The organism is Hymenobacter perfusus, from assembly GCF_003944765.1.
Classification (GTDB): domain Bacteria; phylum Bacteroidota; class Bacteroidia; order Cytophagales; family Hymenobacteraceae; genus Hymenobacter; species Hymenobacter perfusus.
The window spans coordinates 384,635-405,198 of the sequence record NZ_RWIU01000002.1; the positions used below are offsets into that span (position 1 = coordinate 384,635).

Sequence of the window (20,564 nt, forward strand, 5' to 3'; positions counted from 1 at the left end):
CCATTTGTTGACAGGAGACAGGCCGGATTAGTAATCGGTACGGCCTTCTTTTTGCGACCAGGCTTGAAAGCCGGCCAAAGCTTCTTCCCGCAGTAATTCCACCATTGGGATGCGGCGGTCCTCCAGGGGCTGCTCAAGCTCTTCGTAAATAAACTGGTCGTCAAACCCGATAGCCGCCGCGTCCTGCTTGTTATTGCCGTAGAAAACGCGGCGGGGGCGGGCCCAGTAGATGGCTCCAAGGCACATCGGACAGGGCTCGCAACTTGTGTACAGGTCGCAGCCGTCGAGCTGGAAGGTGCCCAGCGCGGCGCAGGCCTTGCGGATGGCGTCTACTTCGGCGTGGCAGGTGGGGTCGTTGGTGCTGGTTACCTGATTGAAGCCCCGGGCAATAATTTGCCCATCCTTCACGACTACTGCCCCGAAAGGGCCACCAAAGCCGGCCTGCATTTTCTCAATGGACAAGCGAATTGCTTCGCGCATAAATTCGGGATTGGGAGTATCCATAAGGGAGCAGTGCCGGAAGAGGCAGAAAAAGCCGGAAAAATGAAAAACAGTGAAAAACTGCGCAAAATACACTCAAAAGCCCGTTTACACTACTGCCAACACAACCGGTGCTCATAGCCCCTTGGGTACCGGCTAGTTGGCATTTCCGCAGCGCTCCGATTTTTTTCGAAACGCTATGCAACCTTTCCTGGCCCTCATCGACTCTCTATCGTGTAGACACTATAGAAGCTGTTCTGCAGTGGCTTAATTCAATAGCGGGAAAGTTTTTCTGGCCCGATAATTGTCTTGAGTAATGCTGAAAGAATAGTTTTTTTAGGTGTTTTGGTTGTGGAAAAGGGGCGGCTCACTGAGTCGCCTTTTTTTATGCCTGCTAATGAGCGTGTTGATGCCACAACAGTTCGGGAGAGACACAGCTAATTGACTTCGTGGGTTAGCTAAGCGAGCATATGGCTGATAGAGTCCTACGCGACTATTCTTCACGACTACAGCCCGTTGCGGGAGTAGCATGCTGATTATTAATGCACGAATGAATCGTAAATCGTGCAAACGTTTGCTATATGCACAAACGATTGTGCGAAAAAAATCGGAGTTTAGGGTCCTGAAAGTCATCGGACGGCTAGTGGCTTTCGCTAATCTGCCTGAAAAAGAAAGTAACACGTGGATCGAGGCCGCATTCGACTCTTTCTACACTTATGATTTGAAGTACACGCGCCTTGAATGCGCATTGCCGACTTACCGTTTCTGCCATGCCCACCCATTCGATTTTTGTATTGAATCAGTGTTATTGTTCCCGATGGAAGCAGTTGGTACGTGTTGCGCTGGCTCCCGTGCTAAGCCTGCTGCCGCTGCTGGCCCCGGCCCAGACGGTGCAGATGACGGTACAGCCTGGTAACCCAAAGCTGGAAATCAGCCGGCATATTCAGGGTCAGTTTGCCGAGCACCTGGGCCGCTGCATCTACGACGGTATCTGGGTGGAAGAGGGGCTGAACGTGCCGAAGCAGGGCCGGATCCGGCTGGATGTGGTGGAGGCGCTGCGCAAAATTAAGGTGCCCAACCTGCGCTGGCCCGGCGGCTGCTTCGCCGATACGTACCACTGGCGTGACGGCGTGGGTCCAACGGACCAGCGCCCCAAAATGCTGAATATGTGGTGGGGCAACAATCTGGAGGACAATAGCTTCGGGACACACGAGTTTCTGGAGCTGTGTCAGTTGCTGGGCACTGAGCCTTACCTGGCCGCCAACGTCGGCAGCGGCACGGTGCAGGAAATGGCCGGCTGGATGGAGTATCTCAACTCCAACGACGATACCCCACTGGTGCTGGAGCGCCGCAAAAACGGCCACCCCGAGCCGTTTAAAGTGAGCTGGTGGGGCATTGGCAACGAAAGCTGGGGCTGCGGCGGCAACATGACGGCCGACTACTATACCGACGTGTACAAGCGCTACGCCACCTTCGCCCACAACTACCCGGCCTCACCACCATTGAAGAAAATTGTGAGCGGAGCCAACGGCGACGACGCACACTGGACGGAAACGTGCATGAAACGAATTCCACTCAATCAGATGTGGGGGCTCACGCTGCACCAGTACACCCTGCCTACCGGCAACTGGAGCGGCAGCAAGGGCAAAGCTACGGGCTTCGGCGAACAGGAGTATTTCAATACCCTGCGCAACGGCCTCAGGATGGAGGCCATTGTTACCAAGCACGCGGCCATTATGGACCGGTACGACCCGGAGAAGAAAGTGGCCCTGCTGGTGGATGAGTGGGGAATCTGGACCGATGTGGAGCCGGGGACTAACCCAGGCTTTCTGTATCAGCAGAATACCCTGCGCGACGCGCTGCTGGCTGGCACCACGCTCAACATCTTCAATAATCACTGCGACCGAGTGCGCGGGGCTAACCTGGCCCAAGCCATCAATGTGCTGCAGGCGGTTATCCTCACCGAAAAGGAAAAGATGCTGCTCACGCCTACTTACCACGTTTTCGACCTTTACCAGGTGCATCAGGATGCGCAGTACCTGCCGTTGCAATTCCAGAGCCCCGATTACGTGCTGGGCGGGGAGAAAATTCCGGCCCTGAATGCCTCGGCTTCCAAAGACAAGAGCGGGGCGGTGCATATTTCCCTCGTCAACCTGGACCCCAACAAGGCGCTGATGTTGGAAACCGTGCTGCCCGGCGTCAGCTGGAAAACAGTATCGGGCCGCATCCTCACCTCGGCTAATGTAGCTGATTACAACACCTTTGATAAACCTGCCACCGTGAAGCTGGCCGACTTCAAAGGCGCAAAGAAGAAAGGCAGCAATCTGGCCGTAACACTGCCGGCCCGGTCGGTGGTAGTGCTGGAACTGAAGTAACCGATTGGTTGCCTCCTGGTGCTCCACAGACGGTAATGCCCGGAGCGAAGGAGGACTACCTGGCCACCCGTTTTGCAAGCCTGCGCCTTCATGTCATCAACCAATACCTGAGAGTTCTTTTTTTACTTGGCAGTCTGGCTGCGAGAAGCTGTCGGCTGCCCGTTTTTTACCCTATGTCCCGTCCTTTCTTCTGGCCCACGCTGGCCCTGTTGTGCGTAATCTCCGTTCCTGCCGCTGCGCAAACCCGTCAGGAAACCCTGCTGACCACCGACTGGAAGTTTACCAAGGGTGACGTGCCCGAGGCTTCCCGCCCCGATTTTAAAGATGCCAAATGGCAAACCGTAAGCGTGCCCCACGACTGGGCTATTTACGGTCCGTTTGATGGCAACAACGACCTGCAAACCGTTAAGATTGAGCAGAACCAGGAGCAAAAAGCTACTCAGAAGGCCGGCCGTACCGGCGGGCTGCCCTTCATTGGTACCGGCTGGTACCGGCGGCAGTTGGCGGTGCCCGGTTTCGGGCCGGGTAAGCGGGCGGTGCTGCTGTTTGATGGAGCCATGAGTGACGCGCACGTATTCGTGAACGGTAAAGAAGTGGGCGCCTGGCCCTATGGCTATAACTCCTTCTCCTGCGACATTACCGACGCGCTCCGGCCCGATGGCCGGAATGTGCTGGCCGTACGGCTGCGTAACCAACCCGAAGCCTCGCGCTGGTACCCCGGCGCGGGCCTGTACCGGAACGTCCACTTGGTAGTAACCCAGAATGTGCACATTCCGGTGTGGGGAACCTACCTCACTACGCCCGAAATCAAGGCGGAGTATGCCAAGGTGAAGCTGCGCACGAAAGTGGAAACTCCGGGCGGGAGTTTTCAGCCGTTGCGCCTGGAAACCGAAATCCGCGACGCGGCCGGGCAGGTAGTAGCTACCACCAAGGCCACGCTGGCCGCCACCGACGGGCAGGAATTCGAGCAGAACCTGGTGGTGCCCAAACCGCAGCTTTGGTCGCCGGAAACGCCTGTTCTCTACTCTGCCTCCTCGAAGCTCTACAGCGGCGACGTGCTGAAGGATGAGTACCGGACGTCGTTCGGGATTCGTTCGTTCCGGTTTGAGGCCAACAAGGGCTTCTCGCTGAACGGACAGCCGCGCAAGTTCAAAGGTGTGTGCAACCACCACGACCTGGGCCCGCTGGGTGCGGCCGTGAATACGGCCGCGCTGCGCCGCCAGCTGACGCTGCTGAAGGACCTGGGCTGTGATGCCATCCGGACCACGCACAACATGCCCGCGCCGGAACTGGTAACGCTCTGCGACGAAATGGGCTTCATGCTGATTGTAGAGTCGTTTGATGAGTGGAAAAAGCCCAAAGTCAAGAACGGCTACAGCCAGTATTTCGACGCGTGGTCGGAGAAGGACCTGGTGAATATGGTGCACCATTACCGCAATAATCCGTCGGTTATCATGTGGAGTATCGGCAACGAGGTGCCCGACCAGTGGGCACCCGGTGGCGTGGCCATTGCGCAGCGCCTACAGGATATTGTGCACCGCGAAGACCCCACCCGCCCCGTCACGGCCGGCATGGATCAGTTTGACGCGGCCGTGGGCAACGGCTTTGCGGCCCTGCTCGATGTGCCGGGCTTCAACTACAAGCCCAGCCGCTACCCCGAAGCCCGCGCCAAGCTGCCTCAGGGCTTGATGCTGGGTTCCGAAACTGCCTCTACGGTGAGCAGCCGGGGCGTATATAAGTTTCCGGTGGAGCTGGCCAAGCAGAAAAAATACCCCGATAATCAGTCATCTTCCTACGACCTGGAGTCCTGCGTGTGGTCCCAGACGCCCGACGAGGAATTTGTGCAGCAGGATGCGCTGCCGTACGTGATGGGCGAATTCGTTTGGACCGGCTTCGATTACCTGGGGGAGCCTACGCCTTACGACGAAGCCTGGCCCTCGCATAGCTCCTACTTCGGTATTATGGATCTGGCCGGCCTGCCCAAGGACCGGTACTACCTCTACCGCTCGCGCTGGAATACGGCCAGCCCCACGCTGCACCTGCTGCCCCATTGGACCTGGCCCGGCCGCGAGGGCCAGACGACGCCCGTGTACTGCTACACCAACTACCCCTCGGCCGAGCTGTTCGTGAACGGCGTAAGCCAGGGCCGCCGGACCAAAGGCCCTTCCGATAAGCTCCAGACGCAATTTCGCCTGATGTGGAACGATGTGAAATACGCGCCCGGCAGCATTAAAGTGGTAGCGTACGATGCCGCCGGCAAGGCCGTGGCGGAAGAGGAAGTGCGCACCGCCGGCCAGCCTCACCACCTCCGGCTGGTAACCGACCACACCCGCCTCACGGCCGACGGTCAGGACCTGGCGTACATAACGGTCCGCGTGGAAGATGCGCAGGGCAACCTCTGCCCCGATGCCACCAATCAGGTGCAGTTCAGCGTGAAGGGGCAGGGCAGCTTCCGGGCCGTGGCTAACGGCGACGCCACCAGCCTGGAACCCTTCCAGCAGCCCCGCATGCACGCCTTCCACGGCCAACTAGTAGCCACGGTGCAGGCTACCGCTCAGGCTGGCCCAATGGAGGTAAAGGCCACCGCGAAAGGCTTGCCAAACGTGGTCCTGAAGCTGGAAACAGTCAGCGCATTGGCTACTAAATAGAAAGTAGCTCTTCCTGAAAACAAAAAGAGCGGACCAACTTGGTCCGCTCTTTTTGTTGGAAACGCCGAAGTCTTGTTCAGATAGCCTATTTACCAGCGGCTTTACCAGCGGCCTTGATGCTGCCTATCACCGTGTCGCTGAGCGGGGAAACGGCGGGGCCGAAGTAGTTGAGCAAGCGGCCATCCTCACTGACGAGGTACTTGGAGAAATTCCAGTCGGGAGCCTGCTCGTTCCAGCCGTTACGGCCGGCGTCGGAGAGCCACTGGTAGACCGGATGCTGCTCGCTTTGCTTTACCACCACGCTTTTCTTCATCAGCGGAAACGACACGCCAAAGTTCACCTGGCAAAACTGGCTGATGGTTGTATCATCGTCCTTTTCCTGCTCGGCAAAGTCGTTGGCCGGAAAGCCCAACACTACCAGCTCATCTTTAAACTGCTCCGAAAGCCGCTGCAGCTCCTCGTACTGATTCGTAAAGCCGCAGTTGGAGGCCGTATTTACCAGCAGGACTTTCTTGCCTTTCAGATCCTGAAATGCCAGATTCTGGCCGCTGTTTAGTTTGCTGTCGAGCTGATAGAAAGAGGCCGGACCGGCTACCTGGCCCTTGTTTTCCAGCACCTTGCCCCGGTTGCTGGACTTCGACAGACGCATGATGAGGGGATACAGCAGTTTGAGAGCTTTCTGACGAAATGAGGGCATGGCAGTGATGATGAGTGAAAGGGGGGAGCGGCGTTGGATATGTAACAATACCAACCCGTGAAGTAGCGGTAGTAACCAGTTGCGGCCCGAAGTGTTGGGCAAGACAGAAGCCAGAAACGTTGCTACTAAACGGCAAGCCGCTACTGCTTGCCGTTTAGCAGCAACGAGGACTCTCGGATCAGCAGGTCGGGCTGGAGCACTACGCGGCGGGGCGAAAACGTTGTGCTGCTTTCCTCCCGCATCTCCAGAAACAGCCGCACGGCCGACTGACCCATCTGCTCGCAGCGCTGGTCCACGGAGGTCAGCATGGGCTCGGTTAAGGAGGTGAACATTTCGTTGCTGAAGCCAACCAGGGCAATATCCTGCGGCACGCGCAGCTTTCTGCGCTTGAGCTCCTGCAAGGCGCCCACCACCGAAAAGTCGCTGGCAGAAAATACGGCATCGGGCGGAGTGGGGAGTGCCAGCATCTGCTGCATGCCCCGAATGCCGTCTTCCAGGGTCATGTCGCAGTAGAATATCAATTCTTCCTGCAGCGGCAGGCCCGCTTCCAGCAGCGCATCAATGTAGCCCTGGCGGCGGTTTTTGTAGATGTTCAGGTGCTGGGGGCCGCCAAAGTGGGCAATGTGCCGACAGCCCTGTTTGATGAGGTGCTTGGTAGACTGGTAGCCACCTTCCCGATCATCGAGCACCACGGCACTTACATCCAGGCCATCGAGCACGCGGTCAAAAAACACCAGCGGAATTTCCTGCTTGCGCACTTTCTCAAAGTGCCGGAAGTCGCGGGTAGTGCGCGACATGGATACCAGAATACCCTCCACCTGCGCGCTTAGCAGGGTTTCGATGTTTTTTCGCTCGTGCGCCACGTCTTCGTTCGACTGGCAGATCATGATGTTATAGCCGGCCTTGGAGGCGACGGTTTCAATCCCTTTCACAATCATCGTGAAAAAGTGGCCATCAATGTGTGGCACCAGCACCCCCAGCAGATTGCTCCGGCCTTTGCGCAACCCGGCGGCCATGTGGTTCGGTTGGTAATGCAACTCCTTGGCCAGCTTCCAGACCTTTTTCTTGGTGGCGTCGCTGATGCCCGGATGGTCACTCAGAGCGCGGGAAACGGTCGAAACCGATACGCCCAGCTGCTGGGCTAGGTCGGTGATGGAGGCTTTGGTGCGGGCCAACGGCGTGCTTGGTGAGGTGCGCTTGTGCAAGTAGCTGCGCAAACTTTGTGCAACTGATTATGCAAACTTACGCAAAGAACCCGGCCTTCCCGTTACCGGCCCTGGGGCGTCAGAAGAAAGCCGGGTTCTTTGCAACCGGAGCAAGCGGTGAACTGCCGGCCTGACGCCCTGCTGCACAGCCACCGGCAACCTGCGCTAGGCTTCCGCCTGCTTGTAGTGAACTTCCGACTGCTCCCGCAGCTGCTGGGCGGCGTACTCCGGGGTGATGTCGCGCTGGGGATTGGCCAGCAGCTCATAACCCACCATGAACTTGCGCACGGTGGCGGAGCGCAACAGGGGAGGGAAGAAGTGCATGTGCAGGTGCCACTCGGGGTGCGGCTGGCCGTCGGTGGGGCGCTGATGCAGGCCGGCGGAGTAGGGGAAGGACGTCTGGAACAGGTTATCGTAGCGGATGGTGAGGCGGCGGATGGCGTCGGCAAAGGCGTCGCGCTCCGCGTCGGTGAGCTGCGTCACATCCTGCACCGGGCGGCGCGGCAGCACCAGCGTCTCGAAGGGCCAGGCGGCCCAGAAGGGGACCAGCACCACCCAATGCTCGTTTTGCAGCACCACGCGGGTCTGCTCCCGCAGCTCAATTTCCAGATAAGCAGAAAGCAGCGTGCGGCCGTGTTGCTCGAAGTAGGTGGCCTGCTGCTCGGTTTCTTTGGCCGGGTCGCCGGGCACAGTGCGCTGCGCCCAGATCTGGCCGTGCGGGTGCGGATTCGAGCAGCCCATTACCGCGCCCTTGTTCTCGAAAATCTGCACGTAATTGATGTCCGGCCGCGCCCCTAACTCGGCGAATTGTGCAGCCCACACATCCACTACCCGCCGGATTTCCGGCGTGCTCATTTCGGGCAGCGTCAGGTCGTGGCGGGGGGAGAAGCAGATAACCCGACCTACGCCCGATTCGGCTTCCGCGCGCAGCAAACCGCCCATTTCCAGGGTGCCCGCAGGCGCATCGGGCGTGAGGGCAGCAAAGTCGTTATCAAATACAAAGGTGCCTTCGTAGGCGGGGTTCACCTCGCCGTTGGCGCGGGTGTTGCCGGGGCAGAGGTAGCACGTGGGGTCGTGGGTGGGGCGCTGGGTGCGGTCGGGGGCTTCCTGCTGGCCCTGCCAGGGCCGTAGTGCCCGGTGCGGCGACACGAGCAGCCATTCGCCCGTGAGCGGGTTGAAACGACGGTGGGGTTGCTGGGCGAGGTCGAAAGAGGCCATCAGAAAAAGAAAAAAGACGGAATACTGCCGTCAGAAAGTCAAGGAGAGAACAATGTGGGGCGGATTCTGAACCCGGTTTGCGTCAACGACAACGGAGTAGGGGAGGATACTACTAATTGCTTCGGACCGGGGCGGCCGGCCGCAGTTCCCACGCCACCGCCTGCCGCTTGCCCGGCCCAAAACAATCAGATACCGAAGGCGCTACGAGCTATAAACGGTTGGCTTCAAGACATCGACGCCGCCCATGATGGTGGTCTGATAGGTTTCCAGCGCAATACCCAGCTGTTGCTGATACGCCGTTTTCATGGCGGCCACAAACGCCTCTACCTGTTCAGGTGCTACCAGGTTGATGGTACAGCCCCCGAAGCCGCCGCCCATCATGCGCGCGCCATATACCCCGGGCAGCGGGCGGGCGGCCTCTACCAGCATATCCAGCTCGGGGCAGCTTACCTCGTAATCGTCGCGCAGGCCGGCATGAGAGGCGTACATGTTCTGTCCGAATGCGGCCAGGTCGCCGGCTTCCAGGTACTCACAGGCAGTGATGACCCGGTGGTTTTCCTCTACCACGTAGCGGCAGCGGCGATATACTACCTCACCCAGCTCTGCCTGGTGGGCCGCCAGCTGCTCCAGCGCCACGTCGCGCAGGCTTTGTACCTGCGGATAATACTGAGCGAGTACCGCCACGCCCTTCTCACACTCCTGCCGGCGCGTGTTGTACTCGGAGCTGGCCAAAGAGTGCTTCACGCCGGAGTTACAGAGGACGATATGGCAGGCCTGCGTATCGAAAGGGAAATACTCGTATTCCAGGGAGCGGCAGTCGAGACGTACCACCTGGTCGGGCCGACCGAACAGGCTGGCAAACTGGTCCATGATGCCGCACTGCACCCCAGCAAACTCATGCTCGGCGAGCTGGGCCATGCGGGCCAGCTCCATGCGCGACAACCCGGTGCCGAGTAGCTCATTCAGGGCGAAGGCCAATCCGCACTCCACGGCCGCCGACGACGACATGCCCGCGCCGATGGGCACGTTGCCGCCAAATACGCAGTCGAAGCCCGGTACCATAATACCGCGCTTGTGAAACTGGGCCACCACGCCTTTGAGGTAGTTGGCCCACTGCGGCTGGCCCGGCTGCACATCGGCCAGCTCGGTGGTGTAGGCTTCCTGCTGATCGTAGGAAAAAAGCCGGGCTTGGGTAGAGCCATTCAGCCCAACGGCAAAGCATATTTCCTTGTCAATGGCGGCCGGCAACACAAAGCCGCCGGTATAATCCGTGTGCTCCCCAATCAGGTTGACGCGGCCGGGCGCGCGTACCAGCAGCGGAGCGGAGGAAAAGCGTTGCTGAAAAGCAGCTAGGATGGTAGTGGCAAGCATAAGAGGCCGCATAAGGAGAGGTAGTAGACGAATGCTGGACGCGCACTAGAAAACGAAATGGAAGTAAGTTGCGCAAACGTTTGCAAAGATAAAAATTAATTGTGAATGGTTTGCTGTCGCAAGCTTAATCCCAGATATTTTGCCCAGTAGAGTTGCAAATTTCGGTTTCATTGTCGCTATTTGTGCAAACGTTTGCAATAGCTGTTCGGCCAATATTCCTGCTCCGGTTATTGTCCGAATGCCCGTCGGCAGCCGCTGATAAGGAGCAATGTCCTCTTTCTGTTTTTCTCCGAACTCCTTTTCATGCGCAACGCTTTTAACTCGCTGGACCTGGCGGTTTTCCTGTTTTACCTGGTAGTTGTATCGGCTTATGGCTTTTACGTGTACCGCAGCAAGCAGAAAGCCCAGGTTGATTCCAAAGATTACTTTCTGGCCGAAGGCTCGCTGACGTGGTGGGCCATTGGGGCCAGCATGATTGCCTCCAACATCTCGGCCGAGCAGTTTATCGGCATGTCGGGCTCCGGCTTTTCGGTGGGGGTGGCCGTGGCCGCTTACGAGTGGGTGGCCGCCATTGTGCTGATTCTGGTGGCCGTGTTCTTCATGCCCATCTACCTGCGCCAGAAGATTTACACCATGCCCCAGTTTCTGGAGCAGCGCTACAACTCCACGCTGAGTTTGGTAATGAGCATTTTCTGGCTGTTTCTGTACGTGCTGGTCAACCTCACGGCCATTTTGTACCTGGGCGCGCTGGCCATCAGCAACCTCATCGGGGGCGGTGAGAGTTTCCATTTGATTCTGGTGGCCCTGGCCGTATTTGCCCTTATTATCACGCTGGGCGGCATGAAAGTGGTGGGCTACACCGATGTAATTCAGGTAACGGTGCTGCTCATCGGAGGCCTGGCCACCAGCTACCTGGCTCTCACGCTGGTCAGCCAGAAGTTCGGCCTCGGCAACGACGTAGTGGCGGGTTTCAACGCCATGATGACGGACGCCAATGACCATTTTCACATGATGTTCGAAAAGCCCGCGCCCGATTCCAACCAGGCCTACATCAACAAATACCTGGCCCTGCCCGGCCTGGCCATGTACGCCGCCGGCCAGTGGGTAGCCAACCTCAACTACTGGGGGTGCAACCAGTACATCACCCAACGCGCCCTCGGAGCCGATTTGCCCACGGCCCGCACCGGTATCCTGTTTGCGGCTTTCCTGAAACTCATTATGCCTGTCATCGTGATGCTGCCCGGCATTGCGGCCTATGTGCTGCACAAAAATGGCTCGTTGCAGGCCGAAATGGCGTCCACCGGGGCCTTCAACCCCGATAACGCGTATTCGGCCATTCTCACGTTTCTGCCCAACGGTCTGAAAGGCCTGAGCCTGGCGGCCCTCACGGCGGCTATTGTGGCCTCGCTGGCGGGTAAGGCTAATTCCATTTCCACCATCTTCACCCTGGATATCTACCACCGCTACCTCAACAAAGAGGCTACCGAACAAAAGCTGGTGTGGGTGGGCCGCGTTACCATCTTCGCCGCCATGTTTATGGCCGTGCTGCTGACGTGGAAGGACTTGCTGGGTATCAGCGGAGAAGGTGGCTTCCAGTTTATTCAGAAATACACCGGCTTTATTTCACCCGGTATTGTGGCCGTGTTCCTGCTGGGCATGTTCTGGAAGCGCACTACGGCCACGGCTGCCGTAGCCGGCATTCTGTCGGGCTTCATCCTGTCGGTATTTTTCAATAACTACGCTCCGGCCGTTTTCGGCCCCGAAACCTTTCTTTACACGGCTTTTCCCACCGGCAAAGGCGGCTACGAAATTCCGTTTCTGATTTGCATGGGCTGGTCGTTCTTTTTTACCGTGCTGCTGATGGTGGCCCTGAGCTTGGCCGGTCCCGCCATCAACCCCAAAGGCCTCAACCTGGAGGCCCGCATGTTCCGGGTGGCCCCGCGCCAACTGGTACTCATCGTGGTAATTCTGCTGCTGATTTCGGCGCTCTATGTGAAGTTCTGGTAGGCTCCTTGCTGGCGCCCCATAAAAAAAGCGGCGGCTCCGTAGTTGGAGCCGCCGCTTTTTATGGGGCGCTGCTGAGCCGGCTAAATAACCACCCGCAGTTCGTACGTTTCGTCTGGCGCGGCCGTGCGGAAGGCGCCTACCCGACTGGGGCCGTAGCCCAGGTTTACCTTCACCCATTCGTCGCGCACGGGCAGCAGGCCGATGATTTCCTGGCGAAGGCGCTGCAAGTCATCCTGGATGTTGTGTAGCTCGTTGGTGGCTTCTTCCGTCTGTTGGGGGTAGCTGCCGGTGGGCGGGCGCTGCTCAAACGGCTCCGTCTCCTGGGCCGTCGGGTGCGTGAGGCTGGTGGCGGCAATTTCGGCCTGGGCTAGGTCTTTTTCAGCTTTCAGATAGGCTTGCACCTTTTCTTCGAGCGGTTGCAGATTGGGGGCGAGGTAGTCGAGGTTGCTGGCCATGTGGCGGGGAGTAGCGGGTTCAGGATAGATGCTGGTCAGAACGCAGAAACCCGGTGGAAGGATGCAGCTGTTAGTTGGCCGCCGCCGCTTTGGGCTTGTTGCGCTGGCATTTCTCGCCGCAGTATTTCACCTCGTCCCAGCAGTTGCGCCACTTCTTGCGGTACTCAAAAGGCCGGCCGCAGGTCAGGCAGATTTTGCTGGGTAGATTGCCTTTCACGAGGCGGGCGGGTAAAGGCATAGGGGCGGGGGTTGTTCTTGCAGGGTAAACTACTGCCAGCTGCCGGAAGTTGCGTTGTTGGCTGCCCGGCACGTTTGGGGCGTTATCTTTGCGGCATGTCGAATACCGTTTCTACCGCGCCCGATGCCCTGGGTCAGGCGTTGCTGGCCTACCAGCACGGCCACCTGAGCGCCACGCTGGCCGTCCACAGCTCCGTGGCTGATGAGGAAGTGCTGCCTGCCGCCTACTTTTTTCGCTCGCTCTGGGAAATGCCCGAAATGGAGCGCACCGCCCTGGAAGAATGCCGGGGCCGGGTGCTCGATTTGGGAGCCGGGGCCGGCTGCCACGCCCTGGAGCTGCAGCAACGCGGCTTCACGGTGAAAGCCGTGGATATTTCCGTGGGGGCCGTGGAGGTGATGCAGGAGCGGGGTGTGCACGAGGTGGCCTGCCACGACATCTTCGACCCGGCCTTGGCCGCCGGCGAGAAGTTTGATACCATTCTGATGCTCATGAACGGAGTGGGCCTGACGGGCACCCTGGCCGGGCTGGAGCGCTTTCTGGAGCACGCCAAAACGCTGCTGGCCCCCGGCGGCCAGATTCTGGCCACGTCCTCCGACATCAGCTACCTCTACGAGGATGAAGATGGCGCGCTGGTGTTCGACCTCAACGGCCCCTACTACGGCGAAGTGGAGTACACCATGCACTACGCCCACCAGACCGGCGCGGCCTTCCACTGGATTTTCACTGACCCCGCCCTGCTGCAGGACTACGCCGAAGCCGCCGGCTACGCCGTGGAGTTTCTGGAAGAAGACGACCAGCAGCAGTACCTCGTACGCCTCACGCTAAGCTAAGCCCGGAATTTCACAACCCCGGTACTCATCCCACATACACGCTAACAGCTAACAGCTAACAGCTAACAGCTAACAGCTAACAGCCTCCCCTTCTTTATGTCTGTTTTCGAGAAAACCTACACCGTGCGCTGGGCCGATATGGACCCGAATGGTCACATGCGCCACTCTGCCTACGCCGATTACGCCGCCCAGCACCGCATTGAGTATCTGTCGGAACACGGTTTCACGCTGCCATTCTTCGCTAAGACCGGTATCGGCCCCATCCTTTTCCGGGAGGATACCCGCTTTCTGAAGGAGCTGCACATTAATGAGCAACTGCGCGTAACGGGTGAGTTGGCCGGCCTGAGCGAAGACGGCTCCCGCTGGAACATTGTTCATACCCTCTATAAGCCCGATGGCCGTTCGGCCGCTACCGTGAGCGTGGAAGGTGCCTGGCTGGATCTGCGCGCCCGTAAACTCACCGTGCCGCCTGCTGAAATTACGGCCCTCATGCGCGAGCTGCCCCGCCACGCTTCGTATCAGGATATCGTACGATAGTCACGTAAGACGTGAAATGCCCCCTGTCATTGCGAGCGAAGCAGTGGCAGGGGGCATTTCACGTCTTACGTGACCTTCCCGGCAATTCGCTCCACCTGTTTCTGGTGGTGCAACACGTGGTCGAGCATGAAATCCAGAGTTTGGTAAATGGTGAGCATACCGGAGCGGGGGTGCTTGAAAATGGCGCGGTCCAGCAGGTTCCCGGGATACTCATTGAGCAGGCGCTCCAGGCGGCGGCGCACTGCTTCCCATTCAGCCTGCAGCTCCGGCAGGGGGGGCACTTCGGCGGGCGTAAGCTTCGCCAGATAGGAGGGCACCTTGAAGCGCGTGAAAGGTAGCCGCAACGCCATCCGCAACAGCCGCGACTTCAGAAACGCCGCAAACCCGGACTTCTCCAGCGTTTCCGCCTGCAGCAGCTTCTTCTCCATGTACTGCCCGATGCCCATTTCTGAAACCACCAGATGCTGCACAACCTGCGCCGCCGACCACTGCCCCGGGCCCGGCGACTGGGTGGCTTTGGGGCCCAGGGCCGCCACGGTGGTCAGCATATGGGTGGTGGCATGTTCCAGCTGTTCAAAACGAAGGTGCAGACGGTGATTCATAAATGGGTGGGAGTGGAAACGTAGCTTTGAGCAAAAGGTACGTAAAATCTATTCTGACCTTTTCCGTCCTTTACGTTATGACTGCCAACTCCGCCTTCCCTTTTCGCCCATATCAATCAATTACTTTGTCGGAGGAAGAAATGGTGCAGCGAAGCACTGCTTTCTACCAGCGGCTCAATCAGCGCCGGTCCGTGCGCGACTTTTCCAGCCGTCCGGTTCCGCGTGAGGTTATTGAAAACCTGATCCGCACGGCTGGTACCGCGCCCAGTGGCGCTAATAAGCAGCCGTGGATGTTCTGCGCCGTGCAAAATATGTCCCTGAAACGCCAGATCAGAGCAGCGGCCGAGCAGGAGGAAGTGGAAGGCTATGCCCACCGCATGCCGCAGGAATGGCTGGAGGACTTGGCCCCGCTGGGTACTGATTGGCGGAAGCCGTTCTTGGAAGAAGCGCCGTGGCTGATTGTGGTATTCCGACGGATTTACGAACCTCAGCACGATGGCAGCCAGCGCAACAACTACTACGTGACGGAGTCGACGGGCCTGGCAACGGGCCTGCTGCTGGCCGCCGCGCACGAGGCCGGGCTGGTGGCCCTCACCCACACGCCCAGCCCCATGAACTTCCTGACGCGCCTGCTTGACCGCCCCAAAAACGAACGGCCCTTCCTGCTCATTCCCATCGGCTACCCGGCCCCCGATGCTCAGGTGCCCGATATTCAGCGCAAGCCGCTGGATGAAATAAGTACTTGGTATTGAAGCTTTTTAGCAGGTTGTCGGAAGTTGTTAGAACCTCATGCTGAGCTTGTCGAAGCATCTCTACCGCAATGGTCAACGAAGCGGTAGAGATGCTTCGACAAGCTCAGCATGAGGTTCTGATGGACTTTATAAACAGCTTCACTACATGCTGAAAGGATATGCAAGCCGGCCGTTTGCCGGGAGTCAAGCAAAAAGGGTCAGCATCACATGATGCTGACCCTTTTTACGTATTGTAAAGCGCAGGGCTTTCTAGGAACTTACTTGGCTACGTACAGTACTTCCTTTACGGCCTTCACGGTGCGCTCCACGTTGGGCAGGGAGGCTTCGATGAGGGTAGGAGCGTAGGGCAGCGGCACGTCCATGCAGGTGATGCGCAGCACGGGGGCATCAAGGAAGTCGAAGGCGCGGCGCTGCACCATATAGGCCAGTTCCGAGCTGATGCTGGCCAGCGGCCAGGCTTCTTCCACAATCACCATCCGGTTGGTTTTCTTCACCGATTCGATGAGCGTGTCATAATCGATGGGCCGCACGGAGCGCAGGTCGATGACCTCGGCGTTGATGCCTTCCTTGGCCAGCTCATCGGCGGCGGCCAAAGCCACTTTCATCATTTTGCCGAAGCTCACGAGGGTTACACTTTCGCCGGGGCGCACCACGTTGGCTTTGCCAATCGGAATCAGATATTCCTCTTCAGGTACTTCGCCTTTGTCGCCGTACATCAGCTCCGACTCCATGAAAATCACCGGGTCGGCGTCGCGGATGGCCGATTTCAGCAGGCCTTTGGCATCGTAGGGCGTGGAAGGTACCACTACTTTCAGGCCGGGCGTGTTGGCAAACCAGTTCTCAAAGTTCTGGGAGTGCTGCGACGACAGCATGCCGGCGTTGCCGGTCGGCCCGCGGAACACCATCGGGGCCGTATACTGCCCACCCGACATCGACATGATTTTGGCGGCCGAGTTAATCACTTGGTCAATGGCTACCAACGAGAAGTTGAAGGTCATGAACTCGATGATGGGCTTGAGGCCGTTGATGGCCGCTCCCACGCCGATGCCGGCAAAACCCAGCTCGGCAATGGGCGTGTCAATCACGCGCTCCGGGCCGAATTCGTCGAGCATGCCCTGGCTTACTTTGTAGGCGCCGTTGTATTCGGCAACTTCTTCGCCCATCAGAAATACGCTCGCGTCGCGACGCATTTCCTCAGACATGGCTTCACGCAGGGCTTCCCGGAATTGGATGGTCCGCATAATCGGTTAGGAAAGTCAAAAAAGACGGTTCAGAAACAAAAAGCCGGCGCAAGTCCGGCCCGTAAAGCTACAACGACTAGCCGGGACGGGCAAACGGTGAAATTGCGAAGTGGTGAGTTTGATGTTCTGGTAGCACTACGTTTATAATCTGCGCCTACAAAAACATCAAACTCACCACTTCACAAATTTACCTTTTACCGCAGCACTTCCATGAACTGTTTACCCTTGGCGAAGTCGCGGAACTCCAGGTCCTCCACGGCGCGGTTGGCGTAAGTGCGGTCCAGCTGCACGGCGCGGCGCAGGTGCATGGCCATGGCGGGCTCGTTCTGCTGGCGAGCGGCCACTATGGCGAGGCAGTAATACACCAGCGGGTCCTGGGGGCGCAGGGCAATGGCTAGAGCATAAATGTCGGCCGCGCCCTGGTAGTTGCCTTTCAGCACGTAAATCAGGGCCCGGTTCATAATGTTCTGGTAGGTTTTGGAACTGAAGCTGAGGCTGCGCAGGGCATCATCGAGCTGGCCCACTTCAATTTCCAGGGCGGCCTTATCGGCGAAAATCTTGCTGAGCACGGCGCGGGGGCCGCCCAGCTTGATGGCGTAGTCGTAGTTCTGGAGGGCTTCCAGCTTGTCGCCGGCGCGGTGGTAGGCGCTGCCCACGCGGTAGAACAGCTCGGCGGTGGGGTTGCGGTGGGCCGCCAGCGTGAAGTTTACGGCCGCCCGGCGCAGGTAGGCCCGCTGCACTTTGGGGTTCACTTCCTTCTCGGAGCGCAGCAGCAGCACCACCGCCAAGTTGTGGTAGGCCTGCCAGAGGCCCGTGGTAGCCACGGCCGTTTCGTAGATGCGCTGCTTTTCGGCCAGTAGGGGCGTGAGGCTGGCCGAGTAGCGCAGCTCCTCGGGCGTGAGGGCGTCGGCCTCGGTCTGCTTCTCCACAATCTTCTTGGAGAGCAGGTAAATCTCCGAATCGTAGCGCTTGGGCGCGGAGTAGCGCACGGCCACCGTGCCGAAGCGCATGACGGGGTAAATGTACTGGTCGAGGTAGTCGTAGAAGCTGAGCCGGTGCAGGCTTTCTTCCTTCTGGGCGTAGGTGCCGGGCGTGTCGTTGATGAGCAGCAGCACCGAATCCTGCTGCCCGGGCTTCAGGGCCGACTGCTGCACCTTGCTCAGGAACAGGTCCCAGCGGCGGTGGTAGGCTTCGGTTTCAAAGTCAATCTGGCTGACCTTGTTGAGGTAGGAATCGGTGTCGACGCGTTTCTTATAGTAGTTCATCAGCGCCTTCACGCGCTTGTCGGCCAGGCGCGGGTCGTGGCGGTCCAGGGAGTCGGGCGAGTGGCCGGCCACAATCATCACCCGCTCGGTGTGCTGGTTGGCTTCGATGAAATCTTCCAGCGCCGCCACGTTGGTGCCCAGAAAGTTGCGAATTTCGGCCTTGCCCGCATCGAAAAAGAAGGGTAGCACCCGCGTGCCGCTTATGTTGTTGTCGGCCGTTTCGGGTAGCAGCGTAATGGCCGTATCCTGGCGCACGACCAGGCGACTGGTGGTTACGATACCCCGCGCCAGCCGGATTTCATTGCCTTTTACCCGCTTACCGCCGGGCTTGGTTTCGCGGGCATCAGGCAGGGCCAGCAGCTCACCGGGGCTTTTCTGGGGCGAGTACGGAAAGGAAAACTGCTTGCGAATAACGAGCTGGTCCTTGTTCTGCTCATCGTACACGTACTCACCCGAGATGAACGTGAGGCGGCCCACGGTATCCTCGCGCAGGCCGTTGTTGTAGCGGTAGGTGAGGCCCAGGTTATAGGCCGCGCCTTTGCGCAGATGGCTGGCGGGCACTTTGGCCGTCACCTCAAACAGCACGTTTTCGCCGTTGCTTTCCAGCACTGTAGGCTGCACCGTAAGCTCCTGCCCGGTCTGGGCCTGCTTCAGGACTTTGGATAAGGGCGAGCAGCCAGGTAGGAACACAGCGACTCCCACTAGGGCAACACCGGGCAGCAGACGAAACACGGAAACGGGCATAGACAAAGGGCAGGGGAAACCGCTAAATTCAGACATCAAACGGAAAAACCTTCCCAACCGACGTATCTTGTAGCGGCTTCGACGCGTAAGTGCTTGACAGCAGCCACTAATTATCGTATTTTGAATCAGGTTAGCCACTCCCGGCAGCTGAATACTCAGATGGTATGAAACGACTAACCGACTTCATTGAAAAGCAAAGCTTCGGCGTGTGTGATGCCATTGGCAAGCGGGTAGGCTTCTCTTCGGGCAGCGTGCGGCTGTCCTTTATGTACGCCTCCTTCTTCACCTTCGGCTCGCCGATTGTACTCTACTTTGCCCTGGCCTTCTGGATGAACGTGCGGCGGGCGTTGCGGCAGCAGCGCCGCACCGTGTGGGATTTGTAGCCCGCCGGGGTAACCGCCAAACGTTTGCGCTTTCACACAGAAACAGCCCGATCTGACTGGATCGGGCTGTTTCTGTGTATGGAAATTACATCAACTTGTTGGCTGGCAACTCGGAAAACTTGCGTTTGCCCTGACCGAAATACGCCCACACTAGGCTGCCCTGATATACGCCGGCCAACTCGGAACTGAGCCGCTTGACAGGCTGCTCCCGACGGCGCCAGCGCCAGTAGCTCAGCTTCCGTAGGAAATGCCAGTGCGCCCGCAGAATAGCCCGGAAGTCGGCGGAATTTCCCTGCAGTAGCAGGCGAAGAGCCGCTACCCAATCCAGCCCCAGCCGGAGCAGCAGCACGCCCGGCAACTCGGCCGAGTGCGTGTTCTTGTAGACCAGGGCCAGGCCGTTGCGGAAGTTGAGGTAGGTTTTGCGCGGGTTGGATTTGTGTAGCGTGCCGCCCCCCACGTGGAACACCGCGCAGCCGCCGTAGTACCACACCTGCCAGCCCGCATTCTGCAGCCGCCAGCACAGGTCAATTTCCTCCATGTGCGCAAAAAATGCCGGTTCCAGTCCCCCCAGGGCATGCCAAGCCTCCGCCCGCACCAGCAGGCACGCGCCGGTAGCCCAGGCCACCGGGCGCGGGTCGTTATACTGTCCGGTATCCGTTTCCAGCGTATCAAACAGGCGGCCCCGGCAGAAAGGGTAGCCCAGTTGGTCGAGGTAGCCGCCACCGGCTCCGGCGTACTCGAACTGCTGCCGTTCGGTGGCCCCGGCACTGTACTGCCGGATTTTGGGCTGACAGGCTGCCGCCAGTGGGTTTTGTTCCAGCAGCGCGCGTTGCGGGCCCAGCCAGCCGGGCGTCACTTCCACATCGGAGTTGAGCAGTACATAGTACCGAAACTCCGGCCCTAGTTGTGCCAGTGCTTGGTTGTACCCCTCGCAAAAGCCCAGGTTACCGGAGTTGAGTATAACGCGGACCTGAGGAAACTCCCGCCGTACCAGCGCCACCGAGTCGTCGGTGGATGCGTTGTCGGCCACGAAAACGGTAGCGCCCTCGGAGTGAGCCAGTACGCCGGGCAAAAACTGCCGCAGGAAGGGCGCCCCGTTCCAATTGAGGATGACAACGGCTACATCGGCGCAGCTACTAAGGGCAGCGGGCCGCTCAAAGGCCAAAGCCACCCAGGTCGAGGCCGGGAATATTGGGAATAAGGCCGGCGGTTTTGCTCTTGATTTCGGCACTAGCTTTCTCGCCGGCTTCCTCCATCACCTTGTTCACGGCAGCTACTACCAGGTCGGCCAGCATCTCCCGGTCCTGGGGTTGGAGCAGGCTTTCATCGATTTCCAGCTTCAGCAAGCGGCGCTGCCCATTGGCCGTAGCGCGCACCAGTCCCCCGCCCGATTCGGCGGTGGCGGTCAGGTACTGAAGCTGGTCCTGGGCTTGTTTCATCTTCTCCTGAAGATCCTTCATTTTGCTCATCATGCCCATCATGTCAAACATCAGGTAGTAGCGGTTAGTCCGGAAGA

Annotated in this window: 19 protein-coding genes; 7 read left to right on the plus strand and 12 right to left on the minus strand. The window is 58.9% G+C overall.

The genetic code is table 11. The features are described 5' to 3' along the window. Positions 1-27: 27 nt before the first annotated feature. On the minus strand, positions 28-504 hold the full coding sequence (locus EI293_RS07775) for a nucleoside deaminase (protein WP_125436576.1): 477 nt from the start codon (positions 502-504) through the stop codon (positions 28-30). Positions 505-1,307: 803 nt separating this feature from the next. Here EI293_RS07775 and EI293_RS07780 point away from each other — a divergent pair. Together EI293_RS07780 and galB are read left to right on the plus strand one after the other, a co-directional pair. Beyond that, entirely contained in the window at positions 1,308-2,855 is a 1,548-nt protein-coding gene (locus tag EI293_RS07780) for an alpha-N-arabinofuranosidase (protein WP_317127205.1), read from the plus strand. A 173-nt stretch (positions 2,856-3,028) separates the two neighbouring features. Further along, positions 3,029-5,503, plus strand: a complete 2,475-nt coding sequence (gene galB, locus EI293_RS07785; RefSeq protein WP_125436578.1) for a beta-galactosidase GalB — start codon at positions 3,029-3,031, stop codon at positions 5,501-5,503. Positions 5,504-5,588: 85 nt separating this feature from the next. On the opposite strand, the gene EI293_RS07790 is transcribed toward galB, so the two are convergent. The 4 genes from EI293_RS07790 to galK all read right to left on the minus strand — a co-directional run bounded on the left by EI293_RS07790 (position 5,589) and on the right by galK (position 9,994). After that, positions 5,589-6,200 carry a glutathione peroxidase gene (locus EI293_RS07790; protein WP_125436579.1) on the minus strand — a complete coding sequence of 204 codons (612 nt, stop codon included), beginning with the start codon at positions 6,198-6,200 and terminating at the stop codon, positions 5,589-5,591. A gap of 140 nt (positions 6,201-6,340) precedes the next feature. Continuing rightward, positions 6,341-7,417, minus strand: a complete 1,077-nt coding sequence (locus tag EI293_RS07795; RefSeq protein ID WP_125436580.1) for a LacI family DNA-binding transcriptional regulator — start codon at positions 7,415-7,417, stop codon at positions 6,341-6,343. Between the two features lie 153 nt (positions 7,418-7,570). Continuing rightward, positions 7,571-8,623: a UDP-glucose--hexose-1-phosphate uridylyltransferase gene (locus tag EI293_RS07800; RefSeq protein ID WP_125436581.1), complete on the minus strand. Its 1,053-nt coding sequence runs from the start codon at positions 8,621-8,623 to the stop codon at positions 7,571-7,573. Between the two features lie 201 nt (positions 8,624-8,824). Further along, positions 8,825-9,994, minus strand: coding sequence for a galactokinase (galK, locus tag EI293_RS07805; protein WP_125436582.1), 1,170 nt, complete (start codon positions 9,992-9,994; stop codon positions 8,825-8,827). A 303-nt stretch (positions 9,995-10,297) separates the two neighbouring features. Here galK and EI293_RS07810 point away from each other — a divergent pair, with 303 nt between their 5' ends. Then, entirely contained in the window at positions 10,298-12,001 is a 1,704-nt protein-coding gene (locus EI293_RS07810; protein WP_125436583.1) for a sodium:solute symporter family transporter, read from the plus strand. An 80-nt stretch (positions 12,002-12,081) separates the two neighbouring features. Here the strand turns inward: EI293_RS07810 and EI293_RS07815 are convergent, their stop codons facing one another. Both EI293_RS07815 and EI293_RS07820 read right to left on the minus strand, forming a co-directional pair. Further along, the gene (locus EI293_RS07815) at positions 12,082-12,456 is read right to left on the minus strand and encodes a hypothetical protein (RefSeq protein ID WP_125436584.1); all 375 of its coding nucleotides are present in this window, start codon (positions 12,454-12,456) and stop codon (positions 12,082-12,084) included. 70 nt (positions 12,457-12,526) lie between these two features. After that, positions 12,527-12,694: a DUF2256 domain-containing protein gene (locus EI293_RS07820; RefSeq protein WP_125436585.1), complete on the minus strand. Its 168-nt coding sequence runs from the start codon at positions 12,692-12,694 to the stop codon at positions 12,527-12,529. A 95-nt stretch (positions 12,695-12,789) separates the two neighbouring features. Between EI293_RS07820 and EI293_RS07825 the strand changes: the two genes are divergently transcribed. Together EI293_RS07825 and EI293_RS07830 are read left to right on the plus strand one after the other, a co-directional pair. Then, the gene (locus tag EI293_RS07825) at positions 12,790-13,524 is read left to right on the plus strand and encodes a class I SAM-dependent methyltransferase (protein ID WP_125436586.1); all 735 of its coding nucleotides are present in this window, start codon (positions 12,790-12,792) and stop codon (positions 13,522-13,524) included. Positions 13,525-13,620: 96 nt separating this feature from the next. Further along, entirely contained in the window at positions 13,621-14,061 is a 441-nt protein-coding gene (locus EI293_RS07830; protein ID WP_125436587.1) for an acyl-CoA thioesterase, read from the plus strand. A gap of 65 nt (positions 14,062-14,126) precedes the next feature. On the opposite strand, the gene EI293_RS07835 is transcribed toward EI293_RS07830, so the two are convergent. Continuing rightward, positions 14,127-14,663 (minus strand): DinB family protein, encoded by a 537-nt coding sequence (locus tag EI293_RS07835; protein ID WP_125436588.1) that lies wholly within the window; start codon positions 14,661-14,663, stop codon positions 14,127-14,129. A 77-nt stretch (positions 14,664-14,740) separates the two neighbouring features. Between EI293_RS07835 and EI293_RS07840 the strand changes: the two genes are divergently transcribed. Then, positions 14,741-15,415, plus strand: a complete 675-nt coding sequence (locus EI293_RS07840) for a nitroreductase family protein (RefSeq protein WP_125436589.1) — start codon at positions 14,741-14,743, stop codon at positions 15,413-15,415. 257 nt (positions 15,416-15,672) lie between these two features. Here EI293_RS07840 and EI293_RS07845 read toward each other — a convergent pair whose 3' ends face one another. Further along, the gene (locus EI293_RS07845) at positions 15,673-16,656 is read right to left on the minus strand and encodes a pyruvate dehydrogenase complex E1 component subunit beta (protein WP_125436590.1); all 984 of its coding nucleotides are present in this window, start codon (positions 16,654-16,656) and stop codon (positions 15,673-15,675) included. Positions 16,657-16,850: 194 nt separating this feature from the next. Further along, complete coding sequence (locus tag EI293_RS07850; protein ID WP_125436591.1) at positions 16,851-18,665, minus strand: tetratricopeptide repeat protein; 1,815 nt, start codon at positions 18,663-18,665, stop codon at positions 16,851-16,853. 164 nt (positions 18,666-18,829) lie between these two features. Between EI293_RS07850 and EI293_RS07855 the strand changes: the two genes are divergently transcribed. Then, positions 18,830-19,048, plus strand: a complete 219-nt coding sequence (locus EI293_RS07855; protein WP_044002502.1) for a PspC domain-containing protein — start codon at positions 18,830-18,832, stop codon at positions 19,046-19,048. A gap of 85 nt (positions 19,049-19,133) precedes the next feature. Here EI293_RS07855 and EI293_RS07860 read toward each other — a convergent pair whose 3' ends face one another. Together EI293_RS07860 and EI293_RS07865 are read right to left on the minus strand one after the other, a co-directional pair. After that, complete coding sequence (locus EI293_RS07860; RefSeq protein ID WP_246010575.1) at positions 19,134-20,219, minus strand: glycosyltransferase family 2 protein; 1,086 nt, start codon at positions 20,217-20,219, stop codon at positions 19,134-19,136. After that, the gene (locus tag EI293_RS07865; protein ID WP_125436592.1) at positions 20,203-20,538 is read right to left on the minus strand and encodes a YbaB/EbfC family nucleoid-associated protein; all 336 of its coding nucleotides are present in this window, start codon (positions 20,536-20,538) and stop codon (positions 20,203-20,205) included. Before EI293_RS07865 ends, EI293_RS07860 begins: the two co-directional genes overlap by 17 nt. Between the last annotated feature and the right edge of the window lie 26 nt (positions 20,539-20,564).